This window comes from Streptomyces gamaensis, assembly GCF_042656465.1.
GTDB lineage: Bacteria > Actinomycetota > Actinomycetes > Streptomycetales > Streptomycetaceae > Streptomyces > Streptomyces gamaensis.
Genome location: NZ_JBHSPB010000005.1, coordinates 93,123 through 117,860, shown reverse-complemented (window position 1 = coordinate 117,860; position 24,738 = coordinate 93,123). Strand labels below are relative to the sequence as shown.

Sequence of the window (24,738 nt, the reverse complement as noted above, 5' to 3'; positions counted from 1 at the left end):
ACGGCCGGGCAGGGGTGCGATTCCGCACGTCAACCAGGGTGCGGCAATTCATCGGGTGTGACGCGCGAGGTTCTGGTAAAGGGGATCGGTGAGGTCCGTACGGATCCCGCGGCCCAGCGCCGGCGGGTGCGGCAGCAGCGAGCGGCGCACGACCAGGTCGCAGGAGACATCGATCTGCGGGACGCCGAATCCGATGAGCCCGCGCACGGACGTCCCGTAGGCGACGCCCCGCACCCCGCTCCACACCAGCGCTCCCGCGCACATCGGGCACGGCTCGGCCGTGGAGACCACCACGTGCGCGGAGAGGTCGTACCCGGCCGCGGCCGCCTGCCGCAGCAGGTTGAGTTCGGCGTGCTCAGTGGAATCCCCGGACCGCTCGGAGGTGTTACGGGCCCCGGCCACGACCTCCCCACCGTCGGCGTCCACCAGCACAGCACCGAACGGCCAGCGCGCGGGCCGGGCCCACTCGACAGCCACGGGCACGGCCCGCACGACGGCCTCCTTCAGCCGGTCCGGCCAGTGACCGGACCAGCGCTCGGCGCCGACGGCGGGAGCGGCCAAGACCGGCAGGGGAGCGGCGGCCGCGGTGACGGCGGCGGTGCGGAGGAAGCGGCGGCGTGAGGTCATGGGGCATGTGTAGCAGCTGAGTTGCCCGGGATCAGTCCCCGACGAGACGGAGCTCCATGACGCGCCGTCGGCGCTACGGCTTTCCGTATCCGGCACGCCACCGCGTATCGCTTGAATGCCGGACTCGTTGGGCAAAAAGGACAACGCCGATTTCTGGAGGAACGCCATGAACACATCCCTCCGTACCCTGCTCGTCGCCCTCGCCGCCGCCGTTCCGACCGCCTCGGGGCCGGCCGCCGCGCAGGCTGACGACGTCGACGACCACAGTTATGTGCAGACCAACAACAGTGGCGGCCACTCGCAGTCCAACGTCACCAGAGTCAGCGGCACCGACCACTACGTCATCGAACGGCACAACACACTGATCACGTTCAACGGCACGTCCTGGTGGTGACTCCGGGCGGCTTCGCTCCTCATGGGCTGACCGCGAGCACGATGTAGGCCGCCAGCAGCGACAGGTGCACCCCGCCCTGCAGCGGGGTCGCGCGGCCCGGGATCACGGTCAGGGTGCCGACGGCGACCGTCAGGGCCAGGAGCACCATGTGCGTCGCGCCCAGGCCGAGGACGAGCGGACCGTTCAGCCACAGTGAGGCCACGGCCACCGCCGGGATCGTCAGCCCGATGCTGGCCATGGCCGAGCCCAGACCCAGGTTGAGGCTGGTCTGCACGCGGTCGCCCCGCGCCGCGCGCACCGCCGCGATCGACTCGGGCAGCAGTACCAGCAGCGCGATGACGACACCGACGACCGACGCGGGCAGCCCCGCCGCCGCCACCGCCGACTCGATGGCCGGTGAGACGCTCTTGGCCAGGCCGACCACCGCGACGAGCGCGACGAAGAGCAGGCCCAGACTGCTCAGGGCGGCCCGTGCGGAGGGCGGTTCCGCGTGGTCGTCGGTGTCGATGACCTCGCCCTCGGCCGTCACCGGCAGGAAGTAGTCCCGGTGCCGGACCGTCTGCGTCGCCACGAACAGCCCGTACAGGATCAGCGCGGCCAGCGCGGCGAAGACCAACTGCGCGGGGGAGAAGCGCGGCCCCGGGGCGGTGGTGGTGAACGTCGGCAGGACCAGACTCAGGCCCGCCAGCGTCGCCACCGCCCCGAACGCCGCACCCGTCCCCTCGGCGTTGAAGACCGCGACCCGCCGTCGCAGCGCGCCCACCAGCAGACACAGGCCGACGATCCCGTTGCAGGTGATCATCAGGGCGGCGAAGACGGTGTCGCGGGCCAGCGTGGCGCTCTTGTCCCCGCCGTCGGCCATGAGCGTCACGATCAGGGCCACCTCGATGACGGTCACCGCGAGCGCCAGCACCAGCGAACCGAACGGCTCCCCGACCCGGTGCGCGATGACCTCCGCGTGATGCACGGCCGCCAGCACCGCCCCCGCCAGCGCACACCCCGCCAACCCCACTTGCCACCCCGACAACGACCGCCCCCAGACCAACGCCAGGGCCACGGCCGCCACCACCGGCACGACCACCGGCCAGTACGACACGGCGAACGAACGCAGCCGGGCTGCCCGGCAGCGGTCCGACGACGCCCGGGGGGACATGGGACCAGTGTGGGGGCGGCACAGCGATGGTGCATCCGGGAACGGCCGCCGGGGTCACGGGCCGGCCCGCGCGGGACCCCGGCCCGGCCGGGGGAGGGCACCGCCGGCGCCGTACGGACGTATGAGATCGTCAAGTCCGCGAAAGACAGGGCACAGGAGCAGGAGGTACGTGCGGTGACGGCTGAGGCAACCGTTCCTCATCAGTGAGCAGGGGTGAGTCTTAAACCCAAACCTGCACATCTGGCGCATCCCGAACGGTTGTGGATGCACTGGGTTCCCGTTTTCGCTCCGCATCCGGCTGCACGGATCGTGTCCGTGGTCCGGGAATGCGGGGGCGGGTTCCCTCACGCCCGCGTGCACCTGGTCCGGCCTGGGCGGTCCGATGCCCACGACGATCGCTCTGGTCGTCGTGGGGCGGTGCCGTCCGTCGCCGGATCGGGTGCCCGAGGGCGCGTCGCCCGATCGCGACGCTCGCAGCGTCGTGACGGGTGGTCTTACGGTTCTTGCTGGTGAGGGGCTTCTGCCAGTGCTCGGCCCCCCACATCGAGGTGTACGCCGGGTCCACGGCGACGATGGTGATGCCCAGCTCAGCAGCCATGGAGACGAGCCGTGCCCGCAGCCTGGCCACGGGCATGCCGGAGATCAGCTTGCGGAACCGCTTGCGCCGTCCGTGCTTCTCGCGGGTCTTCTCGGTGGTGAAGTCGAGGTCTTCGATCGCGATCGACAGGCCGCGCCGGTGGGCCCAGTGCAGGAGCCGGGTGAGGGCATGCCGCACTTGGGCGTCGCGATATCCGGCGGGGCCGTCCAGTTCGTAGGAGAAACGGCGTGGCTCGCCGCACGGGTTGCCGTGCCGGTCGAGGCGCCAGGCGGCAAGGTGGTCGGCGTTCGTGTCGACACCGATCAGGCCGCCGGCACGGGCCTGGGCCAGGGGCACGGTCCTGACGGGCTGGATCGTCCACGATGCCGTCAGGTACCAGCGGTCCCGCTGCACGTCCTGGTGGATGCGATAGGCCACGGCCCGGTTCGCGCTGACGCGGTCGGCCCACTCGTCCCCGCGGTGCCGGAAGTTCACCTTCGCGGCGAGGACGTACCGGCCGTGCCTGGCGTTCGCCAAGTGCGCCAGCGGCGCGGGCAGTTTGATCGAGACCTCACCGTCGGTGGTGACACGGATCGTCTCGTTGCCCCACCGCTTCCCGGACTCGCCATCAGCGGCGAGGAACCAGCGCTCTGCTTCCCACCGCTGCCGCCACTGGGCTTCGGTGAGCTGCGCGGCGTGAAGGTTGTGACGGTTGCGGGCCAGTTTCCTGCCGCCGCGCACGACGTGCACGACACCGGCTTCACGGTCGGCTCGCTCGGCGTCCAGACGGTCTTCCAGCAGGTGCAGGCGGCGGGTCTTGGCGAACCACTCCTGACGGGTGCGGTATCCGCCCGGGGCGCGTTTGGTGCCCTTCTCGCCGACCGGCAGGGACAGCCGGTGAGCGATCGTCTTGACACCGGTCTCAAGGGTCTGGATGTGGGCGAGCTGGGCTCGTCGCGAGAGCGCCCACTGGTCGTGGCTGGCCCTCGTGATCGATCCGGCCCAGCGCGAGGATGACTCCTCGGTCAGCGTACGCTTGCGTTCGGCCCACGTGTCCGTGGAGTGTTCCAGGCTGTCAGCACACCTGCGTTTGAGGTCCTTCGAGGCCAGCGAGCCGAGGTGGGCGCCGACCTGGCGCAACACCTTGTCGTCCGCGTCGGTGAGGTGCTTGAGGCTGGTGCGGATCGCCACACCGGATGGCCCGAGGGCGACGAACGGCGCATCGATCGTGCGCAGCTTCTTCTTGCTCTCAGCCATGCTCGGCCGCCTCAAGGGCCTTTCGGGCGCGGTTCTTCGCCGACCGGCGCTCGTACCGGCGGGCACAGAACGACGTCAGGACCTCTACCGTATCGCGCACCAAATCGCCTTCGGCTTCGCCGTCATCGAGCACGATCAGGCGCCGCCCGTGCGTGGGCAGGGGGGCTTCCACAAGTTCGGTGTTCATGCGCCCGAGGCGGTCTTTGTGCTCGGCCACGACCGTGGTCACGTCCGGAACAGCCAGCAGGCGACGGGCCTTGGACCGGCAGTCGTTCATGCCCGAGCCGATCTCGGCCTCAACGCGTACGACCCGGTGACCTGCCTTCGCCGCCCACGCAGACAAGCGGGCAACCTGGCGCTCAAGATCCGCTTTCTGATCGCGGGAGGAGACACGGGCATACAGGCCCAGTCCGCCGACCGCTTCCGGTGCGGCGTTCGCCTCCACGTTCACCAGGATCGTGCGCGGGCCGACACGCTGAGCGGGCACGCGAAGCGTCCCGTTACGAAACCAGCGATACGCAGTGTGAGGAGAAATCCCCTGCGCTCGCGCCCACTCAGTCGGATTCACGGGAAGACCATAACGCAACTCCCGCAAGATCATGCGCACTTATGCACACTCAAACCGATAGAGTCCTGCACCCCGCCGGAGCACGCCTTCGGGGCGGCGCTGGAGGCACTGCTGCTGGTGCTGCCGGAGCCGGTGTAGAACCCTCACGTGACACCGGTGAATCCGCCGTGCCGCACGGTGCGGGAAGCCCCAACGGTTCACGAAATGGCGTGAATTGACGAGTGGGAGGTGCTGCCGCACGGTGCGGAGGTGTAGACGGGACGGGGCCAAGAGCTCCGACAACCGTCCGTCCGACTCCGGGAGTCACCCGTGAAGACCGTGAGAATCCTGACCGTACCCGTCGCCGCCGGCCTGGCCCTGAGCGCGGCCACGGCCCCGGCGCCCGCCGCCACAGCCGCTCCCGAACACCGGCCCGCGGTCTCCAGCACCCTCCTGCTCACCAACGCGGACGACAACCGGACCGTCAACATCGACACCAACGACGTGATCAGGGTCCACCTCGACGCCATCCGGGGCGAGCACGAGACCTGGGTGTGGGACGTGCCGGCCGCCGCGTCCCCCGAGGTGCTGTCCCAGTCCTCCGGCAGCACGTCACCGACCGGCGACGCCGAAGCGAGCTTCCGGGCGGTCGGCAAGGGCACGACCGAGATCACCGCGCACCGGCGCTGCGTCGCGAACCCGGGGTACGTCTGCCCGCAGACCGTCATTCCGTGGAAGGTGGCGTCCGCGATCCACTGAACGCGACTGCCTCCGACAGGAATCCCGGGCCCGGCCGCGCCACCCCCGTGAGCGCGGCCGGGCCGGGTGCCCATCGGTACTGCGCGATGGTGCAGGATTTGATTCTGTGCCGACAGCTGGGGCCGTGTCGTTGGCAGCGGGCGCACAGTTCGTTGACGCGGAGCGCACTCACTCACTCACTCACGCGGGCCGCGGTCGCCGCCTCGCGGTATTCCGTCGGCGAAATCCCGTACGCGGCACGGAAGTTCCGGCTGAAGGCAGCCGGGTGGCCGAAACCCCAACGCGCCGCTATCTCATGCACCGGGGTGTGCCGCTGCGCGGGATCCGCGAGGGCGCGTCGGCACTGCTCCAGGCGCTGGCCGCGGATCCAGGAACCGACGGTGAGGTGCTGCTGCTGGAACAGCCGGTGCAGATAGCGCGTCGAGATCGCGTGAGCGGCGGCGATCGCGTCTGGGGAGAGCCCCGGATCCCCCAAGTGCTGCCGCACGAAACGCTGGACGCGCAGGAACAGCACGTACTGCGGAGTCCGTCGCGGGACGCTCCCGCCGCCGTCCAGATGATGCGCGAGCACGGCGGTGGCCAGGTCGAGCGCCACGACACCGAGCCGTTCGGCCTCGCCGGGGGAGTGCCGTACGTCCTCTTCCGCGAGCGCGGTCATGAACTGCGCCAACAAACGCCCGACGCCTTCCGTCCCCTTCAACGGCACCGCGAGCAAGGCGGCCACCTTCGCCCCGGGAAGCGCCAGGAGCCGCTTCGGGAACTGCAACAGCACCGAGTCCGCCGTCCCCTGCCCGCCGTCGGCGGTGGCCTCGAAAGGACGCGAACTGTCGTAGAGAACCAGATCTCCCTTCCGCAGCCGGGCGTTGGATCCGGCCTGCTCGATCCCCTGACATCCGCTGCGGATCAGCGCGATCTGATACTGCTCGGGGTCCGACCGCCGGATCAGCGCGGGTGTCCTCCGGGAGCAGAGCGACGTATACGCCATCGCATTCACCTGCGCGGCCCCCAGGTGCAGGGCCCGCATCCGCCCCGCGAAGGAGTCCCGGGTCAAAGGGCTGATCCGCGTGGGCACCAGCGCCGTGGCGGCCGTTTCCATCCAGGCGTCGACGCGGTCGGGGGCGGGCAACCCGGAGGTGTCGAAAAGCATCTCCATCATGGTCGTTCCACGGTAGGGCGGGGGCGCCGGGCATGTCAGGATCGTCGCCATGGGCATACGGATCGAGCGCGCCACGATGGCCGACTTCCATCAGGTGATGGCTGATTACCCTCGATACTGGGGTGAGCGTGATCTGCGCTCGCTGCATCTGCCCATGCTGGTGCAGGAGTTCGGGCCGACGTGCCTGGTCGCTCGTGCTGATGACGGCATTCGCGGCTACGTCTTCGGTTTCGTCACCCCGGACGGCACCGGGTACGCGCATCTGCTTGCCGTACGTGACGATGCCCGGCGCGGTGGTCTGGGGCGGCGACTGTACGCGGAGTTCGCGGAGGCGGCGGTGGGGCAGGGGGCGCGGAGACTGAAGGCGATCACGACGCTCGACAATGCCGGCTCGATCGCCTTCCATCGCGTCCTCGGCTTCGAGGTGACGGTTGTCGAGGACTACAGCGGTCCAGGGCAGGCGCGCGTCGTTTTCCGTCGGGCGTTGCCGGGTGAGGTGCCTTGGCCCTGACGGGCCGGACCCCGGTCAGTCGATGTGCGGCTCCGGGGAGTGCAACCCGTGCTCGATGCGTACACGCAGCGCCGGATGGATCCGGTACCCGTCCAACTCGGCAGGGCTCACCCACCGCACGGCCGCCGCCTCCTTCGGATCCGGGGACATCGCGCCGCCCACGACACGGGCACGCAGACAGACGTTGATCGGCTGGCGTACTTCGTCCACACGGTCTCCGTGCAGATAGGCGATCACATGCCCGGGGTCCGAGAACACGCCCACCAGGCCGGTCACTTCGATACCGAGGCCGGTTTCCTCGCGGCACTCACGCACCGCCGCCTGAGCTACGGTCTCGCCCTTCTTCACGCCGCCCGTCGGGATGGTCCACAGGCCGTTGTCCACGCGCTGCAACAGCAGAAGGCGCCCGCTGTCGTCGAGCACGAACGCCGATGCGGAGGCCTTGCGGCTGGTGGGCGCGGGGGCGTTCGGGTCCTGCCAGTAGTCGATCCGTCGGGTCTTGCCCTTCACCGGCTCTCCTTCCGTGAGGGGGCTGGACGAGCGCCGGCCCATACGCGCTTGGTGCGCCGAGACCGTCCCGGCCGCCCTACTGACCCCGGTCGGCCGGGACCTCGGTCCGTTTCTCCACCCGCATCACCACCCCCCGAGCCGCCAACGGCGCCCGCGCCAGGACCCGTACCCGGGCGCCCGGTGCCGGGCGCAGGCGCCAGCTTCGTGTCAGGACGGCCAGCAGTACCGTGGCCTCCGCCATGCCGAACGCGTCGCCGATGCATTTGCGGTTGCCCGCGCCGAAGGGGATGAAGGCCGCGCGGGCCCGCTCGCTCGTGCGGCCCGGTTCCCAGCGTTCGGGCAGGAAGTGTTCGGGGTCGGGGAACAACTCCGGGTCGTGGTGGAGGAGGTAGGGGCTGACGATGACGTCGGTACCGGCGGGGAAGCGGTGGCCGGCCAGGGTGAAGTTCTCCTGGGCGCGGCGGTCGATGCACCAGACCGGCGGGTACAGGCGGAGGATTTCCGTGGCGACGCGGGCGGTGTAGGGGAGGCTCGCGACGAGGCCCGCGTCCGGGGTGGCCGGCAGGGAGTCCACTTCGGCGTGCAGGAGGCGTTCGACGCGGGGGTCGTGGGCGAGGTGGTGGCAGGCGAGGGCGACGACGGTCGCCGCGTTCTCCGAGCCCGCCAGGAGCAGGGACATGACCTGGTCGCGGAGTTGGGTGTCGGTGAAGCCGGTGCCGGGGGCCGGGTTCTTGCCGGTGCCGGTGCCGGTGCCGGTGCCGGTGTTGGTGTTGGTGTCGGCGTCGGCGTTGGAGCCTGCGCCTGTGCCGGCTTGCGCGCGCCGGTCCGTATCGGCTCCGGCCGCCGCGCCCGTACCCGCGTCCGTACCCACACCCGCCCCCGCCCGCATGAACTCCGGCAGCAGCCCCGCGCCGTGCGCCCCCGACCGCTGTGCCGCCCGCGCTTCCGCGACGATGCTCGTCGCGGTCGCCCAGGACTGCTCCAGCGCCCGCTGATAGCGCACATTGCGCGGCAGCGGCAGCTCGTGCAGGAAGTCCACCGGCAGCACGATGCGGGCGAACACCCCGGCGAAGACGGTGTCCAGGCAGCGCAGGAAGTGCAGGACGCGCTCCGGCGGCATGGTCGGGAAGATCGAGCGCAGGAGGATGCGGGCGACGGCCGGGCGGGTCGCGGCCTTGATGTCGGCCGTGCCGGCACGGCCGACGGCTTCGCTGAGCCGGTGCGCCTCCTCCGCCATGATCTGCGTGTAGGCGGCGATGGCCGGTTTCGTGAAGGCGGGCTGCATCAGGCGCCGGTGCCGCAGGTGGTCGGGTTCCTCGACGGTGAACAGGCCGTTGCCGGACACCGGTTTGAGGTGCTCGAAGATGATGCCGCCCTTCTCGAAGCGGTGCGCCTGGGTGACGAGCACCTCGTGCACGAGGGAGGGGTGGCACACCACGAGCGCGGGGCGTGTGCCGACGCGGATCCGTACCAGTTCGCCCTGCTCGCGCAGTCCGCCGACGAACGGGAGGGGGTCACGTACCAGCCGCAGGGAGTGGCCGAGCAGCGGGAGCGCGCCGGGGGCGGTGGGGGGAGGCTGGTGGCTGGTGGCGGCCGACGGCATGGGGTTGCTCCCCTCGGGGCTCCTGGTGCGGCTGTTCACCGTTGTTCGCGACCGTACGCACGCGACCGTACGCACGCGATCGTTGGCGGCCGTACACGGCCGTACACACCGCTCGCCACCGCTCGCGCCCGTCGCGCACGCCGCCAGCCACCGTGCTCCCACCCCCACCGCGTGTCAACAAGACGCAAGCGACAACTTCCCGACCCGCGTGAGCTGACCCGCCCCCGCCACGTCCTGGTGGGGCCCCGGCCGCCGCTGTCCGAATGCCGTCGCGGCCCTGACGTCACGCGCCGGAAAGTCTGGGCCAACACCTGTCCCTCGACTAGGCTTCGGCGGCTCTCAGCCCCCGCTCCCACACGTCACGCCACCCACTCCCACCCGGAGGTCCTGACCGTGCGAGCACACTCCGCCGCCCCCACCCCCACCCCCACTCCCACCCCGGAACCCCCGGAAGCCGCCGGTGACGCCGTCGCCGTCATCGGCGCCGCCTGCCGTCTCCCCGGCGGCATCGACAGCCTCGACGCCCTGTGGACCGCCCTCTCCTCCGGCCGCGACCTGATCACCGACGTGCCGGAAGACCGTTTCGACATCGCCCAGTTCCTCGACACCGAGCGCCGTGGGCACGCCAGGACGTACACGGCGGCCGGCGGCTTCCTCGACGACATCGCCGGCTTCGACACCTCCTACTTCCGGCACATCTCGCCGCGCGAGGCCGAGTGGCTGGACCCGCAGCAGCGCATCCTGCTGGAACTGGCCGTCGAGGCCCTCGACGACGCGGCCGTCGACCCCGCGTCCCTCGTCGGCGGCGACACGGCCGTCTACATCGGCGTCGCCGCCCGTGACTATCTGGAACTGCAGACCCGGGTCACCGACACCGGCAGCCCGTACGCCATCGCCGGGAGCGCCTCCGCCAACTGCGCCAACCGCATCTCCCACTTCCTCGACCTGCGCGGCCCCAGCCTGGCCGTCGACACCGCGTGCTCCTCCGCGCTGACGGCCCTGCACGAGGGCTGCGAACGCCTGCGCGCCGGCACGAGCAGGACGGTGCTGGCCGGCGGTGTCAACGTGCTGCTGAGCCCCTACGTCTACATCGGCTTCTGCGACGCGAACATGCTGTCGCCCAGCGGGCGTTGCCGTACGTTCTCCGCCCGCGCCGACGGCTACGTACGCGCCGAGGGCGGCGGACTCGTGCTGCTCAAACGGCTGTCGGACGCGCTGGCCGACGGCGACCGCGTCCACGCGGTGATCCTCGGCAGCGGGACCAACAGCGACGGTACGACCCGCGGGCTCGCCCTGCCCAACGGTGCCGCGCAGGAAGCGCTGTTGCGCGAGGTGTACGCGCGAGCCGGTGTCGCCCCGGACGACGTGGTGTACTTCGAGGCGCACGGTACGGCCACGCCCGTCGGTGACCCGGCCGAGTGCACGGCCATCGGCCGCGCCCTGTGCGAGGGGCGCACCGGCGGGCCGCTGCCGATCGGGTCCGTGAAGTCCAACATGGGCCACCTGGAGGCCGCTTCGGGCATGGCCGGCCTGTTCAAGGCGATGCTCGTGCTGCGCGAGGGTGCCCTGCCGCCCACCCTGCACGCCGAACCCCTCAACCCGGCCATCGACTTCGACGGCCTGCGCCTGGCCCCCGTGCTCGGCCCGCGCCCGGTCGGCGTGGGGCCGTCCTCGGCGGTGGGCGTGAACTCCTTCGGCTTCGGCGGCGCCAACGCCCATGTGCTGCTCGGCCGCGCCCCCGCACCGCGCCCGGCGGCCCGTACGCCGCGCGGGCCGGTGCCCGTGCTGGTCTCCGCCCGGACCGCCGAGGCCCTGCGGGCCGCCGCCGCGGCGCTGGCCGACCGCATCGAAACCGGCCGCGCCGACGGCGACTTCTACGACCTCGCCCACACCACGGCGCTCCGCCGCGGCCACCACCCCCACAGCGCCGCCGTCCTCGCCGACGGACCGGACCGGGCCACGGCGGCCCTGCGGGCCGTGGCACGCGGCGAGGAGCCGCCGCCCGGCAGCGCCACCGCCCCCCGGACCGAACACGGCAAGGTCGCCTTCGCGTTCTCCGGGAACGGCTCCCAGTGGCCCGGCATGGCCGCCGACCTGCTCGCCCGCGAACCCGTCTTCCGCCGCGCCGTCACCGAGGCGGACCGGGCCTTCGCCCCGCACCTGACGTGGTCCGTCCGGGAAGCCCTCGCGTCCGGCCCGCCCGCCGGCCGGCGGCTCGACGCCACCGACGTCGCCCAGCCGATGCTGTTCGCCGTCCAGTGGGGGCTGGTCGCGCTGCTGGACAGCCACGGCATCCGGCCCGACGCCGTCGTCGGCCACAGCGTCGGCGAAACGATCGCCGCGTGCGTCGCGGGAGCGCTGCGCCTGCCCGACGCCGCACGGGCGGTCGTCACCCGCAGCCGCGCCCAGCAGCACACCGCCGGCACGGGAGGCATGGCCGCCGTCGGCCTCACCGAGGACGCGCTGCGCGCCGAACTCGCCGACTACGGCGGGGCACTGGAGCTCTCCGGCATCAACGGCGAACGCGACATGACCGTCTCCGGGAACGCGGCCGCCCTGCGCGACCTGGAGGACAGGCTCACCGCCCGCGACATCCACTTCCGCAGGCTCGACCTCGACTACGCCTTCCACAGCCGGGCCATGGACCCCCTGGAGGAATCCGTACGCGCCGGACTCGCCGGGATCCGCCCGGAGGCCGCCCGGATCCCCCTCGCCTCCACCGTCACCGGCACACTCGCGCACGGACAGGAACTCGACGCCACGCACTGGTGGCACAACATGCGCAGCCCCGTGCTCTTCGGCGCCGCCGTCCGCACGCTGCGCGAGCACGGCTGCGACATCTTCGTGGAGATCGGCCCGCACCCCGTACTGCTCGGCTACCTCCGCCGCGCGAGCGCCCAGGACCCGCGGCCCCTCGTCGCCGTCCCCGCCTGCGAGCGCGACACGGACGGGCCCGCCGCCGTCAGCACCTGCGCCGCCCGCGTCCTGGCCGCCGGCGCCCGCCCGGACCGGAACACGTACTTCCCGCACCCCGGCCGGGTCGTGGACCTGCCCGCCTACCCCTGGCAGCGCACCCGCTCCTGGCGCGGAGCGCCCCACTGGTGGAACGTCTCCGGCATCGGCGGCGACGCCCCCATGACCGACCCGCACCCCCTGCTCGGCACCCGGCTCACCGAACGCGCGCCCGTGTGGACGGGCCCCCTCGCCCCCTCCCGTATGCCCTGGCTCGCCGACCACCGCGTCGACGGCGCCGTGGTCCTGCCCGCAGCGGCCTACGTGGAGGCCGCACTGGCCGCCGGAGCCCGGCTGTTCGACGCCCCCGCCGAACTGACCCGGCTCACCATCGGCCGCGCCCTCGTCCTGCCGTGGGACGAGGAAGCCCTGGACGTCCGCCTCCAGACCGCCTACGCGGAGGCCGACCAGTCCGTCACCCTCTCCGGCCGCACGCACGCCCGGTCGCCCTGGCTGGAGCACGCGCGCGGCACACTGCGCCGGCAACTGGCCGCGGAACCGCTGCCGGTGGACGTCGCGGCCGTACGCGCCCGTACCCCGCACACGCGCACCGCCGCCGAACACTACGAGCGCGCCGCCCGCTCCGGACTGTCCTACGGTCCGGCCTTCCGCGTCCTCGAAGAACTGCGCACCGGCGACGGCGAGATACTGGCCACCTACCGGGTACCGCCCGACGACGGCACCTACCGCGTGCACCCCGCCCTCCTCGACGGCGCCCTCCAGGCCGGCGCGCCCCTCCTCGACCGGCTCGGCGGCACGGCACCCTTCCTGCCCGTCGCGATCGACCGCGTCCGGCTGTGGCGCACCCCCGGCGCGAGCGGCCTCGTCCACGTCCGCTGCCGGGAACTCGGCGAGCACGAGGCCAGTTGGGACGTCCGTGTCCTGGACCTGCGAGGGAACGTCACCTGCGAGATCACCGGCTGCCGGGCCCGCCGCCGGCCCGGCGGGGACGGCCCCGCCCCGGCCCGCCGCCTCACCGCCGTCCTGCGGGCCCGGCCCGGCTCCGCACCCGGCGCGGCCACCTCACCACTGCCCCCGCCGGGGGAACTGCGCGACGCCTCCGCCGGCCGCCGGGCCGGCGCGGAACTCTCCGGCGAACACGGCTGCAAGGACGCCTTCGCGGAGTTCAGCGCCCACTTCGCCGCCCGCGCCCTGGCCGGACTGGCCCCCGGCGGCCGCGAGTTCACCCTCGACGACCTCACCGCCGCCGGCATGCCCGACACGTACCGGCCCGAGGCCGCCCTCCTGCTGCGCCTCACCACCCGCTGGGGACTCGCCGCCACCGCCGCCCCCGGCCACTGGCGGCTCACCGGAAACCCCGACCCCGAACCCCTGCTGCGCCGCTCCCTGGACCGCTTCCCCCGCCAGGCCATGGCCATCGCCCTCTACGGCCGCTGCGGCACACACCTGCCCGCCGTGCTGCGCGGCGAGGAAGACCCCGTACAACTGCTGTTCTCCGAAGCCGACCAGCACCTCATCGAGCACTTCTACAGCGACATCGCCGCACTGCGCACCGACTACCTGCGCGCCCGCGCCGTACTGCGCTCCCTCGTCCGGCACTGGCCGGCCGACCGGCCCCTGCGGATCCTCGAAGTCGGCGCCGGCACCGGCGCGGTCACCGCCGAACTGCTGCCCCTGCTGCCCCCCGAACGCACCTGGTACGTCTACAGCGACGTCAGCCCCTCCTTCTTCACCCGCGCCCAAGTACGGCTGGCCGCCCACGACTTCGTCGACTACCGCACCCTCGACCTGGACCAGGATCCCGCAGGGCAGGGCTTCGCCGACGGTTCCTTCGACCTCGTCGTCGCCGCGAACGTCCTGCACGCCACCCGGGACCTGCGGGCCACCCTCCACCGCATCCGCGGCCTGCTCGCCGCCGGCGGCCAGCTCCTCGCCGTCGAGTACCACGACCCCGAACCCATGGCCCTGTGCTTCGGACTCCTCGACGGCTTCTGGACGTTCACCGACCACGACCTGCGCGCCGGCTCCCCCCTGCTGCCCGCCGGAACCTGGCTGCGGCTGCTGGGCGAGTGCGGCTTCGCCGACGCCGTCCGCGCCAACGACCCCGCCGAGGAGACCGACCGGTCCGCGACCGGCGACCACTCCCTGCTGCTCGCCCGCCGCCCCGCCGACGACCTCCCGCCCCGGCCGGCCGCGCTGCCCCCCGGAGACGGCGACCACTGGCTGCTGCTCGCCGAACACCCCGGCGCCCCCCTGACCCGCCACCTCGCCGCCCTCCTCACGGAAGCCACCCGCACCCGCGTCACCCTGGCCTCCCTCCGGGCGCCACGGCGCGGCCCGCTCGTCCCCGACGACGCGCGCGCCCCCCGCGTCGCCGTGCTGCTGGACGAGGACACCCCCGCGGCCGCCGACAGCGCCGCCGTACTGGAGCAGGCCGTCCGCCGCGTCGGCTACCTGCGGGACCTGGCCACCGCCTGCCGCGAACTGCCGCCCGCCGTCCGGCCGGTGATCTCCCTGGTCTGCCGGCCCAGCGGCGCCCTCCCGGCCCCCGAACCCCCGCGGGCCCCCGGCGACGCCGTCCCCTGGGGAGCGGCCCGCACCCTCGCCAACGAACAGCCCCGGCTCACCGTCCGCCGGATCTCCCTGTGCCGGAGCGAGGACCCCAAGGACACGGAAGCCGACGCGCGGCGGCTCGCCCGTGAACTCCTCGCCCCCGACGCGGAGGACGAGATCCTGCTCACCCCAGCAGGCCGCTTCGCCGCCCGCCTCGTCGAACACCGGCCCGCGCCCTCGCCCCGCGACACCGCCACGCCCCGCGTCCTGCGCGTCGACGTGCCCGGCAGCGGACGTCGGCTGACCTGGGTCCCCGGGGACGACCCCCGCCCCGGCCCGGGACAGGTCGCCATCGCCGTCCGCGCCGCCGCCCTCAACTACCGCGACGTGATGATGGCCGCCGGCATCTACCCGCCCGGCGGCGAACGCGTCACCCCCGACGGCATCGAACTCGGCCTGGAATGCGCCGGGGAGATCACCGCCGTCGGTACCGGCGTCACCGGGCTCGCCCCCGGCGACCGCGTCCTCGCCATCGGCCGCCGCTGCCTGGCCACCCACGTCGTCGCCGACGCCCGGCGCTGCGCCCGTGTCCCCGACGGCACGACCTTCGCCGGGGCCGCGACCCTGCCCGTGGTCTCCTTCACCGTCCAGCACGCCCTCGACGACCTCGCCCGCCTCGCCCCCGGCGAGACGGTGCTCGTGCACGGCGCCGCAGGCGGCATCGGACTCGCCGCCCTGCGCCACGCACGCGAGCGCGGCTGCACCGTCATCGCCACCGCCGGCACCCCCGCCAAACGCGAACTGCTGCGCATGCTCGGCGCCCGCCACGCCCTCGACTCCCGCAGCCTCGACTTCGCCGAACACGTCAGGGAGCTCACCGGCGGCGATGGCGTGGACGTCGTCCTCAACTCGCTCGCCGGCGAGGCCATACCGCGCAGCCTCGAACTGCTGCGGACCGGCGGCCGGTTCGTCGAACTCGGCAAACGCGACATCTACGCCTCCAGCCCGCTGCCGCTGGCCCCGTTCCGCAACAACCTCTCCTACCACGCGGTCGACGCCCACCAGTTGCTGGAGCGGGACACCCCCGCCACCCGCGCCACCTACGCGACGATGGCCGAGCGCATCGCCGACGGCACCTACCGCCCCCTGCCCCACCAGATCCTGCCCGCCGCCCGCGTCGACGAGGCCTTCGACGTGCTGCTGCGCTCCCGGCACCTCGGCAAGGTCGTCGTCTCCTTCGACGAACCGCCGCCCGCGCACCCGGCCGTACCGGCACTGCCGTCCCTGTCGGGCAGCGCCGGCACGGTCCTGATCACCGGCGGCCTGACCGGACTGGGCGCCGCCACCGCCGTGCACCTGGCGCGGCGCGGGATCCGCCGGCTCGCCCTCGCCGGCCGCAGGGGACCCGAAACCCCCGGCGCGGACGCCCTGTTGCGGACGCTCGCGGACCTGGGAGCCGAGGCCACCGCGCACGCGGTGGACGTCAGCGACCCGGACGCGGTCACCGCCCTGCTGAAGACGGTCGAGGCCGGCGGCGGGGGGCTGCGCGGAGTGGTCCACGGCGCCATGGCCCTCGACGACGGCTTCCTCCCGGACCTCACCGACGACCGCATACGCGCCGTCCTCGCCCCCAAACTCCTCGGCGGCCTGCTGCTCGACACCGCCAGCCGCGGCCGCCCACTGGACTTCTTCGCCGCCTACTCCTCCGGCGCCGCCCTCACCGGCAACGTCCAACAGGCCCACTACAGCGCCGCCAACCTCTACCTCGAAGCCCTCACCAGGGCCCGCAGGCACGCCGGACACCGCGCGGTCACCATGGAGTACGGGCCCATCCAGGACGCCGGATACGTCGCCCGCGAGGTCCTCACCGCACCCCTCGCCCGGATCGGCTGGCTCCCCGTCACCGCCCGCACCGCACTGACCGCCCTCGACGAACACCTCACCGACGGCGCCGACGTCGTCTTCCTCGACGGCGCGGACTGGACCCGCATCCCCCGGCTGCTGCCCGCGATCCTCGTCCCCCGCTTCGCCGCCGTCCTCCCCGAGGCCGCCGACGGACCGGACGGCTCCTCGGACGAACTCCACCACCGGCTACGGGAATCGGACCCCGCGACCGCCCACGGCACGGTGTGCGACGTCCTGGCGGAGCTGCTGGCGAGGATCCTGCACCACGCGCCCGAGACGCTCGACCGCGGCCGTCCCCTCGACGAACTCGGCGTGGACTCGCTCATGGCGACGGAAGTCACCCAGGCCATCCGGCGCCGCCTGCGCTGCGAGTTCTCCCCCGTGGAGATCATCAACGCCGGGAACATCGAGGTACTCGCGGGCAGGGTCCTGGCCCGCCTGGGACTCACGGAGGGAGAAGCACGGTGACCCCCGTGACCGGACCGCCCGGTGCCGGCGCCCGCGAACTCCACGAAGGACAGGCCGCCTACACGGCGTTCACCCTGCGCGGCTACGACCTCGCCGTGCACGGCATCAACATCCCGCTGTTCTGGAAGTGCCCACCCCGCCACATGGCGGACCTGTACGAACGCAACATCACCACCGAACACCTCGACATCGGCGTCGGCACCGGCCGGCTCATCGCCCGCTGCTCACCCACCGCCCGCCGCAAGGTCACGCTCGTCGACCTCAACCGGGCCTCCCTCGCCCACACCGCACGCCGGCTCGCCGACTGCGACGTGACCGTCTGCCGGGCCGACATCCTCCAACCACTGCCGCTGCCACCGGAGTCCCACGGTTCCGCCGGGCTGAACTTCCTGCTGCACTGCCTGCCCGGCGGCATGGACACCAAGGCCCGTGCCCTCGACCACGCGGCCCGGTGCGTACGGCCCGGCGGGCGGGTCTTCGGCAGCACGGTGCTCGCCTCCGGGCTACCCGTCAGCGCCGGCGGACGCCTGCTGATGCGCGCGCTCAACCGGCGGGGCGTCTTCCACAACACGGGCGACTCGCTGACCGGGCTGCGCGAGGCGCTCGCCGCGCGCTTCCCGGAACACCGGCTGTGGACGCACGGGTGCGTGGCCTTCTTCGAAGGCACGGTCTTCGAAGGCACGGTCGGGTGAAGTACGTCCGAAGAAGCGTACGGGGCCGCGGGATTGTGTGCAGGGTGCCGGCATGAGACGGTTCCCCGCCACCCTGTGGCTCCGTACGACCCTGCCGGCCGTCGCGGCGGCCGTGGCCCTCACGGGCTTCGGCCCCGCGCCGGCCGTACGCCCCTCGGCCCCGCCGCCCTGCGCCGCGACCCCCGCCCCCGCGCTCTACGGCGGCGAAGTCCGCCGCCTCCCCACCCAGCGGCGGGTGGTCGCCCTCACCTTCAACGCGGCCTGGAACGAGGACGGACTCGCCGACGTCCTGCGCGTGCTGCGCGACAAGCACGCGCCCGCCACGTTCTTCCCCACCGGGCAGTTCGCCGAACGGCACCCGCGCGCGGTCCGGGCGATGGCCGCCGCCGGGCACGGCATCGGCAGCCACTCCCACAGCCACCCGCACTTCAGCGCGCTGACCCCGGCGCAGGCCCGCCACGAGGTCCTGCGCGCCCACCGGGCGCTGCGCGCGGCCGCCGGTACTTGCCCGCTGCCCTTCTTCCGCTTCCCCTACAGCGAGACGACCCCGCAGCGGATCGCCGAGGTCAACGGACTCGGCTTCGCGGACATCGAGTTCAGCGCCGACACCAACGGCTACAAAGGGCCCGGCGGCGGCATGAGCACCGAGGCGGCGGTGCGGCGCGCCCTCGACGCGCTCGGGCCCGGCGAGATCGTGCAGATGCACGTGGGCACGCCCGACGGCAGCGGGACGGTACTCGACGCGCGGGCGCTGCCACGGATCATCGACGCCGTACGGGAACGGGGCTACCGCATCACCGACTTGCGGGAACACGTCCGCGCCGCCGCCTCGTCATAGCGCCGCAACACGAGCCGCGCCACCGCCTCATGACCCCCCAGCGGCGCGGACACCACACGCGCCCCACACCCGGCCGCGAGCCGCGCGAAGGCCCCGGAGCCCAGGAGACAGCTCGCCACGACAACGTCGTCGTGCCCCGCCGCGCGCAGAGCCGCCACCACCTCGCAAGGCGCCGGCCCGGCACCGGACAGGAACGCGGCGAAGACCGTCCGCCCGGTCCGGGCCGCCAGGAGGGCGGCCGTGGCCCGGATAGCGGCACGGGCCCCGGGATCCGCCGACCCGGCGGCGGCGAGAACGACGGGGGTACGGGCGGGGGGCGCGCCCCGTGAAGTCGCCGTGCGGCGGGGCACGATGCCGGCTGCGTCCCGCGAGACGCCGGCCGAGCCGTCGGGGTCGGGGGCGGGTGCGGTGCCCTCCGCCGTGCCGGCGGCCGTACTCGGGGCGGTTCCGGAATCCGTCGGGTGCGCGGAGCGCCCGGTGGTGCCCGCGGTGGTGACGCGATGTGCGCCCGGGGCGCTCGTCCCGCTGCGGGGCAGCGCTGTAGGCACGGTGCCCGCTGCCGTGTCGGTGGCCCGACTGGGGACAGTCCCGGAATCCGCCGCGTGTGCGGTGTCCTCAGCGGCACCCGTGATGGGTGCGCGACGCGCGCCGGTGCTGCCGGGGCCCGGAGCGTCCGCCGTGCCCGGGGCGGTTCCGGGACCTGCCGTGTGCGTGGTGCTCCCGGTAGTGCCCGCGGTGGTCGCGCGATGCGCGCCTGCGGTGGTCGTCTTGCTGCCGGGCAGCGCCGGATGTCCGGCAGCCGCCGCCGTGCCCGGGGCGCCCCCGGGATCCGTCGGGTGCGCGGGGTCCGCGCTGCGCGTCCTCTCCGCCTCCGTCAGCCGGTCCGTCAGGGCCTCCGCCAGCAAAGGGTCCGGGCCCAGTGCCGGGGCGACCCGTGCGCGTACCCACGGTGCTTGCGACAGGGCGTGCGGGATGTCCACCCGCACGTGATGGCCCGGCGCCAGCAGCAGTGGGACCACGACCACCTCGCCCGAGACGCCCGCCAGCGCCTCCGTCAGCGAAGGACGCGCCGAGCTCACGCACCCCAGGCGCACCGGGAGTCCGGGCCGCAGTGCCGACACCCGTGCGCACAGGGCGTGGACCGCCGCCATGCCGTCCGGGTCCCGCGTGCCGTGCGCCACGGCGAGCAGCACAGGCCCGCCCGGCCCCGCCGTCACGGCGTCGCCACCAGCTGATAGCCCCGCTTGGTCACCGTCCGTACCAGGGGCGCGTACGGGCCCAGCGCGCCGCGCAGCCGGGCCACCGCCGCCTCCACCGCGTGCGCGTCCGGGCGGCGCTGCCCGGTCTCGCCCCACACACGGCGCAGGAGTTCCGCACGGCTGAGGACCGTACCCGGGCGGGCCGCCAACTCCCGCAGGATCGCGGCCGGTACGGGCGGCAGCCACAGGACCGTACCCGGGGCGAGGACGGCCGCGCCCTGGAGGACGAGCGGGCCGGCGGGGGTGTTGACCTCGTGGCGGTGACGGTCGGCGAGTTCGCGGGTCAGGGTACGGACCAGGGAGCCCAGGCGGCCGCGCTCGGGCCACGGGCACGGCAGGCCGGCGGCCAGCAACGGCCGGGCGCACACCGGGCCGATGCACACCGGGACGACATCGTGGCGCATCGCGTCGAGGACGTCCGCGCGGCGGCCGCCCGACTCGGCGGCCGACAGGAACGCCTCGATCGCGGGGGCACTGGTGAACGGCAGGGCGTGGATCTCGCGGCGCGCGGTCTGCTCGGCGAGGCGCCGCAGCGCCTCGGGGTCCTCGGGCGGGCCCCACCGGTAGACGGGCACGGGGATCACCGACGCGCCCTGGTCGCGCAGCGCGGCCGCCAGGTTCGGCAGCGGGGCCCCGTGCTCCTGCACGGCCACGCGCCGGCCCCGCAGATCGCGGGCCAGCAGCCAGGCCAGGACCTCGTCGAGGGTCTCGGACTCCGGCGCGTACGCCTCGCGCAGCCCGCTGGCCCGCAGCGCGCCCGCCGCCTTCGGGCCACGGCTGACGACAACCGCCGCCCGGCAGGCGGCGATCAGCCGGGAGCCGTAGCCCCACCCCTCCGCCGCGCTCATCCAGCCGCGCCAGCCGACCCCCGTCGTCGCGACGACGTAGTCCAGGGGTTCCGCGACGCACGCGCGGGTGGCCTCGTGCAACAGGGTGTCGTCGCCGACCGGCACGATACGCAGCGCCGGCGCGCACACGACGGTCGCGCCGTTGCGCCGCAGCAGGGCGGTCAGCTCGTCGCGGCGCCGGTCCGCGGTGACGCCCACGGTGAAGCCGAGCAACGGCCCGTGCCGGAGCGGCGGCGGTTCCCCGGGTGTGGCTCGTGTCATGCGCAGAGCGTGACCGACCGGCATTAAGAGCCAATTGCACGAGTGTGACAGGGCAGTTAGTGCAGGGCGCTCTTTTCTTACGGACATGTGTCGTACCGCGCACGCCGCCTGCTGAGACCGGTGCACGGCATGTGCGCACTCCGCAACACCACCGACCCACCCCCGTCACGCGCCACCGCCACGCTTCGTGCATGACCACCGCCCCCGCCGCGCCGCGGCCGACCGACACGCACTGCCCGTACTGCGCCCTGCAGTGCGGCATGCGCCTGCACCCTGTCACACGGTCCGCCCCCGGCGCGCCCGGCGTCGAGATCGGGGAGCGCCCCGACTTCCCCGTCAACCTCGGGGCCCTGTGCGGCAAGGGACGCAGCGCCGCCGACCCGCTCGACGCGGGCGTACGGCTGACCGCGCCCCTGGTCCGCGACGCCGGCCGGCTGCGCGAGGCCGGCTGGGACGAGGCCCTCGACCGCGCGGCGCGCGGACTGCGGACGGCCGCGGCGCGGTACGGGCGCGAGGCCGTCGGCGTCTTCGGGGGCGGCGGACTCACCAACGAAAAGGCCTATCTGCTCGGCAAGTTCGCGCGCGTCGTGCTGCGCACCCCGCACATCGACTACAACGGCCGCTTCTGCATGTCCTCGGCGGCCGCCGCGCAGCGCAGAGCGTTCGGCCTCGACCGGGGGCTGCCGTTCCCGCTCGCGGACATACCCCGCACCGGGTGCGTCCTGCTCGTCGGCAGCAACGTCGCCGAGACCATGCCGCCGGCCCTGCGCTACTTCCGTGAACTGCGGGAGGCGGGCGGCCGGCTGGTCGTCGTCGACCCGCGCCGCACCCGCACCGCCGAACTCGCCGACCTGCACCTGCGGCCCGTGCCCGGCACCGATCTCGCGCTCGCCCTGGGCCTGCTGCACCTCGTGATCGCCGACGGGCACGTCGACCACGGATTCGTGGCCGCTCGCACGAGCGGGTACGAGCACGCGCACGCCGCCGCGATGGCGCACTGGCCCGAACGCGTCGAACGGATCACGGGGGTGTCCGTTCCGCTCATGCGGCGTGCCGTGGAGCTGTTCTGCGGGACGGCGGACGGCATGGTGCTCACCGCGCGCGGCGGCGAACAGCACAGCAAAGGCGTCGACACCGTCGGCGCCTGGATCGACCTGTGCCTGGCCACCGGCCGCGCCGGCCGGCCCCGCTGCGGATACGGCTGCCTGACCGGTCAGGGCAACGGGCAGGGCGGCCGCGAACACGGCCAGAAGTCCGACCAGTTGCCCGGCTACCGCTCCATCACCGACCCGGCCGCCCGCGCCCACGTCGCCGGGGTGTGGGGCGTACCCCCGCAGACGCTGCCCGGGCCGGGGCGCAGCGCCTACGAACTCCTGGACGCGCTCGGCACGCCCGGCGGGCCGCGCGCCCTGCTCGTCATGGGCTCCAACCCGGTCGTCTCCGCGCCCCGCGCCGGACACGTCACGCGCCGGCTGCGTGCCCTCGACACGCTCGTCGTCTGCGACGTGGTGCGCTCCGAGACCGCCGAACTCGCCGACGTCGTCCTGCCGTCGGCCCAGTGGGCCGAGGAGGACGGCACCATGACGAACCTGGAAGGCCGCGTACTCCTCCGCCGCGCCGCCCTCACCCCGCCCCCGGGCGTCCGCACCGACCTCACGATCCTGCGACAGCTCGCCGCCCGGCTCGGGGTCACCCACGGCTTCCCGACGGAACCCGAGAAGGCCTTCACGGAACTGCGCCGCGCCTCGGCGGGCGGCCCGGCGGACTACTCGGGCATCACCTACGAACGCATCGCGGCGGAGAACGGGGTCTTCTGGCCGTGCCCTTCCGGCGGGGCGGTGGGGGTCTGCGACCCCGCCGGTACCGCCGACCCGGCCGCCGGGACCGCCGGCACCGGCGCGGGGCCGGGCGCGTCTGCGGGGTACCCGGCGAGTACGGTCCGAGCCGCCGACTCGGGTGCGGGGGGCGGTGCTTGTCCCGGTGGCACTGCCGACGCGGTGCCGGATGCCGACTTGCCTGCCGGCACGGCGAGTTGCCCCGGCACCGCCGGAGGCGATACGTGTCCCGGCTGCGCCGGAGCGGTGCCGACGTGCGGGGCTCGCGGCGCGGACCGTACCGGTGCCGGCGCTCCGGGCAGCGCGGCCCCGGACGCCGGGGCCATCCCCCTCGTCGCGCCGGACCCCGGCTCGCCCGCCCGTACGGCACCGCCGCACCCCGGCACCCCCCGGCTCTTCCTCACCCGCTTCGCCACCCCCGACGGGCGGGCCCGTTTCTCGGGCGCTCCGTATCGGCCTGCCGCCGAGGAGACCGATCCCCGGTATCCGGTGTGGCTGACCACGGGGCGGGTCGGGGCGCAGTACCAGAGCGGGGCCCAGACGCGGCGCAGTCCCGCGTTGAATGCCGCCGCGCCCGGGCCCTACGTCGAGTTGCACCCGGATCTCGCCGGGCGGCTCGGGGTCGTCGACGGGGAAGCGGTGACGGTCACGAGCAGGCGGGGGCAGGCCACCGCCCCCGCCGTCGTCACGGGGGCGATCCGGCCCGACACTGTGTTCATGCCGTTCCACTGGCCGGGCCCGGGCCGGGCCAACTCCCTCACCAATCCCGCCCTCGACCCCGTGTCCCGGATGCCGGAGTTCAAGGTGTGCGCGGTCCGGGTGGACAAGGCGGGGGAGCAGAACGGGGACGTCCGATGAGTCCCCGGCGTATCGTCGTCGTCGGCGCCGGCATGGCCGCCGCCCGCTTCGCCCAGCAGCTGAGCGCGGCGACCCCCGACGGGGAGGCCGACATCGTGCTGTACGGCCGTGAGCCGCACGCCCCGTACAACCGCACCCGCCTCACCGACGTCCTCGCCGGCCGCTACCGCGACACCGCCCTCACCCTGGCCACGGGCGGGTCAACGATCCGTACCGGTACGGACGTTGTCGCCGTCGACCCGGCCGCGCGCACGCTGCGTACCGCCTCCGGCGAGACCGTACGCTACGACGAGCTCGTCCTCGCCACCGGCGCCGCCCCCCTGCGCGCCCGTACCCGCCGCGCGTACGTCCTGCGCGGGCTGGACGACTGCCGGCGGCTCGCGGCCGCGCTGCCAGGGGCGCGCCGGGCGCTCGTCGTGGGCGGGGGAGTGCTCGGGGTGAGTACGGCGGTCGCGCTCGCCGCCCGCGGCCCGGAGGTGCATCTCGTCCACCGGGGCCCGTACCTCATGGAACGCCACCTCGACCCCGGCGCCGCCACAGCCGTACGCCGTGCCCTCGAAGCCCTCGGCGTCACCGTGCACTTCGGCCCCGACCGGCCCCCGCCGGATCCCGGACTCACCGTCGCGGCCCGCGGCGTACGGCCCCGTACGCGCCTCGCCCGCGCCGCCGGCCTGGCCGTCCGTACCGGCGTCCTCGTCGACGACACCCTGGCCACCTCCGCCCCCGGCATCCACGCCATCGGCGACTGCGCCGAACACCTCGGCACCGTCCACGGCACCGCCGAAGCCGCCTGGGAACAGGCCGACGTGCTCGCCGCCCGGCTCTCCGGCGCCCGCCCCGACGCCTGTTACACCGGCTCGCCCCGGCTGCTGCGGCTCACCGCCGGCCCGCTGGAGATCGCCGCGTTCGGCGACCCGGCCGAGCACGCCGCCGCCGACGACACCGTGCGGCTCACCGACGCCACCCGCGGCACGTACAAGGCTCTCGCCCTGCGCGGCGCGCGCCTCGCCGCCGCCGTCCTCGTCGGCGACACGGCCGCCGCCGGCGACCTCTGCCACGCCTGCCGCGAACACGAGCGGAGCACCGGCCCCGCTCCCGACCCCGTGCACCTGCTCACCACGCGAGGAGCCACCCCGTGAGCGACACCGCCCGAC

At 73.9% G+C, this 24,738-nt stretch carries 17 protein-coding genes; 8 read left to right on the top strand and 9 right to left on the bottom strand.

Going from position 1 to position 24,738, the window contains the following annotated elements; genetic code table 11:
• Positions 1-48 precede the first annotated feature (48 nt).
• Complete coding sequence (locus ACFP1Z_RS10125; RefSeq protein WP_390315664.1) at positions 49-627, bottom strand: nucleoside deaminase; 579 nt, start codon at positions 625-627, stop codon at positions 49-51.
• A gap of 166 nt (positions 628-793) precedes the next feature.
• Here ACFP1Z_RS10125 and ACFP1Z_RS10120 point away from each other — a divergent pair, with 166 nt between their 5' ends.
• Positions 794-1,021: a hypothetical protein gene (locus ACFP1Z_RS10120; RefSeq protein ID WP_390315663.1), complete on the top strand. Its 228-nt coding sequence runs from the start codon at positions 794-796 to the stop codon at positions 1,019-1,021.
• A gap of 19 nt (positions 1,022-1,040) precedes the next feature.
• Here ACFP1Z_RS10120 and ACFP1Z_RS10115 read toward each other — a convergent pair whose 3' ends face one another.
• The 3 genes from ACFP1Z_RS10115 to ACFP1Z_RS10105 all read right to left on the bottom strand — a co-directional run bounded on the left by ACFP1Z_RS10115 (position 1,041) and on the right by ACFP1Z_RS10105 (position 4,609).
• Entirely contained in the window at positions 1,041-2,174 is a 1,134-nt protein-coding gene (locus tag ACFP1Z_RS10115) for a calcium:cation antiporter (RefSeq protein WP_390315662.1), read from the bottom strand.
• Between the two features lie 220 nt (positions 2,175-2,394).
• On the bottom strand, positions 2,395-4,008 hold the full coding sequence (locus ACFP1Z_RS10110) for an IS200/IS605 family accessory protein TnpB-related protein (protein ID WP_390315661.1): 1,614 nt from the start codon (positions 4,006-4,008) through the stop codon (positions 2,395-2,397).
• Complete coding sequence (locus ACFP1Z_RS10105; protein ID WP_390315905.1) at positions 4,001-4,609, bottom strand: IS607 family transposase; 609 nt, start codon at positions 4,607-4,609, stop codon at positions 4,001-4,003. Before ACFP1Z_RS10105 ends, ACFP1Z_RS10110 begins: the two co-directional genes overlap by 8 nt.
• A gap of 276 nt (positions 4,610-4,885) precedes the next feature.
• Here ACFP1Z_RS10105 and ACFP1Z_RS10100 point away from each other — a divergent pair, with 276 nt between their 5' ends.
• The gene (locus tag ACFP1Z_RS10100) at positions 4,886-5,314 is read left to right on the top strand and encodes a hypothetical protein (RefSeq protein WP_390315660.1); all 429 of its coding nucleotides are present in this window, start codon (positions 4,886-4,888) and stop codon (positions 5,312-5,314) included.
• Positions 5,315-5,486: 172 nt separating this feature from the next.
• Here the strand turns inward: ACFP1Z_RS10100 and ACFP1Z_RS10095 are convergent, their stop codons facing one another.
• A complete protein-coding gene (locus ACFP1Z_RS10095; protein WP_390315659.1) occupies positions 5,487-6,470 on the bottom strand; it encodes an AraC-like ligand-binding domain-containing protein in 984 nt (327 codons plus the stop codon).
• A 49-nt stretch (positions 6,471-6,519) separates the two neighbouring features.
• On the opposite strand from ACFP1Z_RS10095, the gene ACFP1Z_RS10090 reads away from it, so the two are divergent.
• Positions 6,520-6,981, top strand: coding sequence for a GNAT family N-acetyltransferase (locus ACFP1Z_RS10090; RefSeq protein ID WP_390315658.1), 462 nt, complete (start codon positions 6,520-6,522; stop codon positions 6,979-6,981).
• A 15-nt stretch (positions 6,982-6,996) separates the two neighbouring features.
• Here ACFP1Z_RS10090 and ACFP1Z_RS10085 read toward each other — a convergent pair whose 3' ends face one another.
• Together ACFP1Z_RS10085 and ACFP1Z_RS10080 are read right to left on the bottom strand one after the other, a co-directional pair.
• Positions 6,997-7,533 carry an NUDIX domain-containing protein gene (locus ACFP1Z_RS10085; protein WP_390315657.1) on the bottom strand — a complete coding sequence of 179 codons (537 nt, stop codon included), beginning with the start codon at positions 7,531-7,533 and terminating at the stop codon, positions 6,997-6,999.
• Between the two features lie 34 nt (positions 7,534-7,567).
• Positions 7,568-9,094 (bottom strand): cytochrome P450, encoded by a 1,527-nt coding sequence (locus ACFP1Z_RS10080; RefSeq protein ID WP_390315656.1) that lies wholly within the window; start codon positions 9,092-9,094, stop codon positions 7,568-7,570.
• 393 nt (positions 9,095-9,487) lie between these two features.
• Between ACFP1Z_RS10080 and ACFP1Z_RS10075 the strand changes: the two genes are divergently transcribed.
• The 3 genes from ACFP1Z_RS10075 to ACFP1Z_RS10065 are packed head-to-tail and all read left to right on the top strand — an operon-like array spanning position 9,488 to position 18,523.
• On the top strand, positions 9,488-16,993 hold the full coding sequence (locus tag ACFP1Z_RS10075; protein ID WP_390315655.1) for an SDR family NAD(P)-dependent oxidoreductase: 7,506 nt from the start codon (positions 9,488-9,490) through the stop codon (positions 16,991-16,993).
• A gap of 5 nt (positions 16,994-16,998) precedes the next feature.
• Complete coding sequence (locus tag ACFP1Z_RS10070; RefSeq protein ID WP_390315653.1) at positions 16,999-17,685, top strand: class I SAM-dependent methyltransferase; 687 nt, start codon at positions 16,999-17,001, stop codon at positions 17,683-17,685.
• A 52-nt stretch (positions 17,686-17,737) separates the two neighbouring features.
• Positions 17,738-18,523, top strand: coding sequence for a polysaccharide deacetylase family protein (locus tag ACFP1Z_RS10065; protein WP_390315652.1), 786 nt, complete (start codon positions 17,738-17,740; stop codon positions 18,521-18,523).
• Here the strand turns inward: ACFP1Z_RS10065 and ACFP1Z_RS10060 are convergent.
• Positions 18,472-19,704 carry a CbiX/SirB N-terminal domain-containing protein gene (locus tag ACFP1Z_RS10060; RefSeq protein WP_390315651.1) on the bottom strand — a complete coding sequence of 411 codons (1,233 nt, stop codon included), beginning with the start codon at positions 19,702-19,704 and terminating at the stop codon, positions 18,472-18,474. The two genes, ACFP1Z_RS10065 and ACFP1Z_RS10060, sit on opposite strands and share 52 nt — an antisense overlap.
• A 32-nt stretch (positions 19,705-19,736) precedes the next feature.
• Positions 19,737-20,891, bottom strand: coding sequence for a uroporphyrinogen-III synthase (locus ACFP1Z_RS10055; protein WP_390315650.1), 1,155 nt, complete (start codon positions 20,889-20,891; stop codon positions 19,737-19,739).
• Between the two features lie 191 nt (positions 20,892-21,082).
• Here ACFP1Z_RS10055 and ACFP1Z_RS10050 point away from each other — a divergent pair, with 191 nt between their 5' ends.
• Positions 21,083-23,584, top strand: a complete 2,502-nt coding sequence (locus ACFP1Z_RS10050) for a molybdopterin-dependent oxidoreductase (protein ID WP_390315649.1) — start codon at positions 21,083-21,085, stop codon at positions 23,582-23,584.
• Positions 23,581-24,723, top strand: a complete 1,143-nt coding sequence (locus tag ACFP1Z_RS10045) for an NAD(P)/FAD-dependent oxidoreductase (RefSeq protein ID WP_390315648.1) — start codon at positions 23,581-23,583, stop codon at positions 24,721-24,723. Before ACFP1Z_RS10050 ends, ACFP1Z_RS10045 begins: the two co-directional genes overlap by 4 nt.
• The last annotated feature ends 15 nt before the right edge of the window (positions 24,724-24,738 follow it).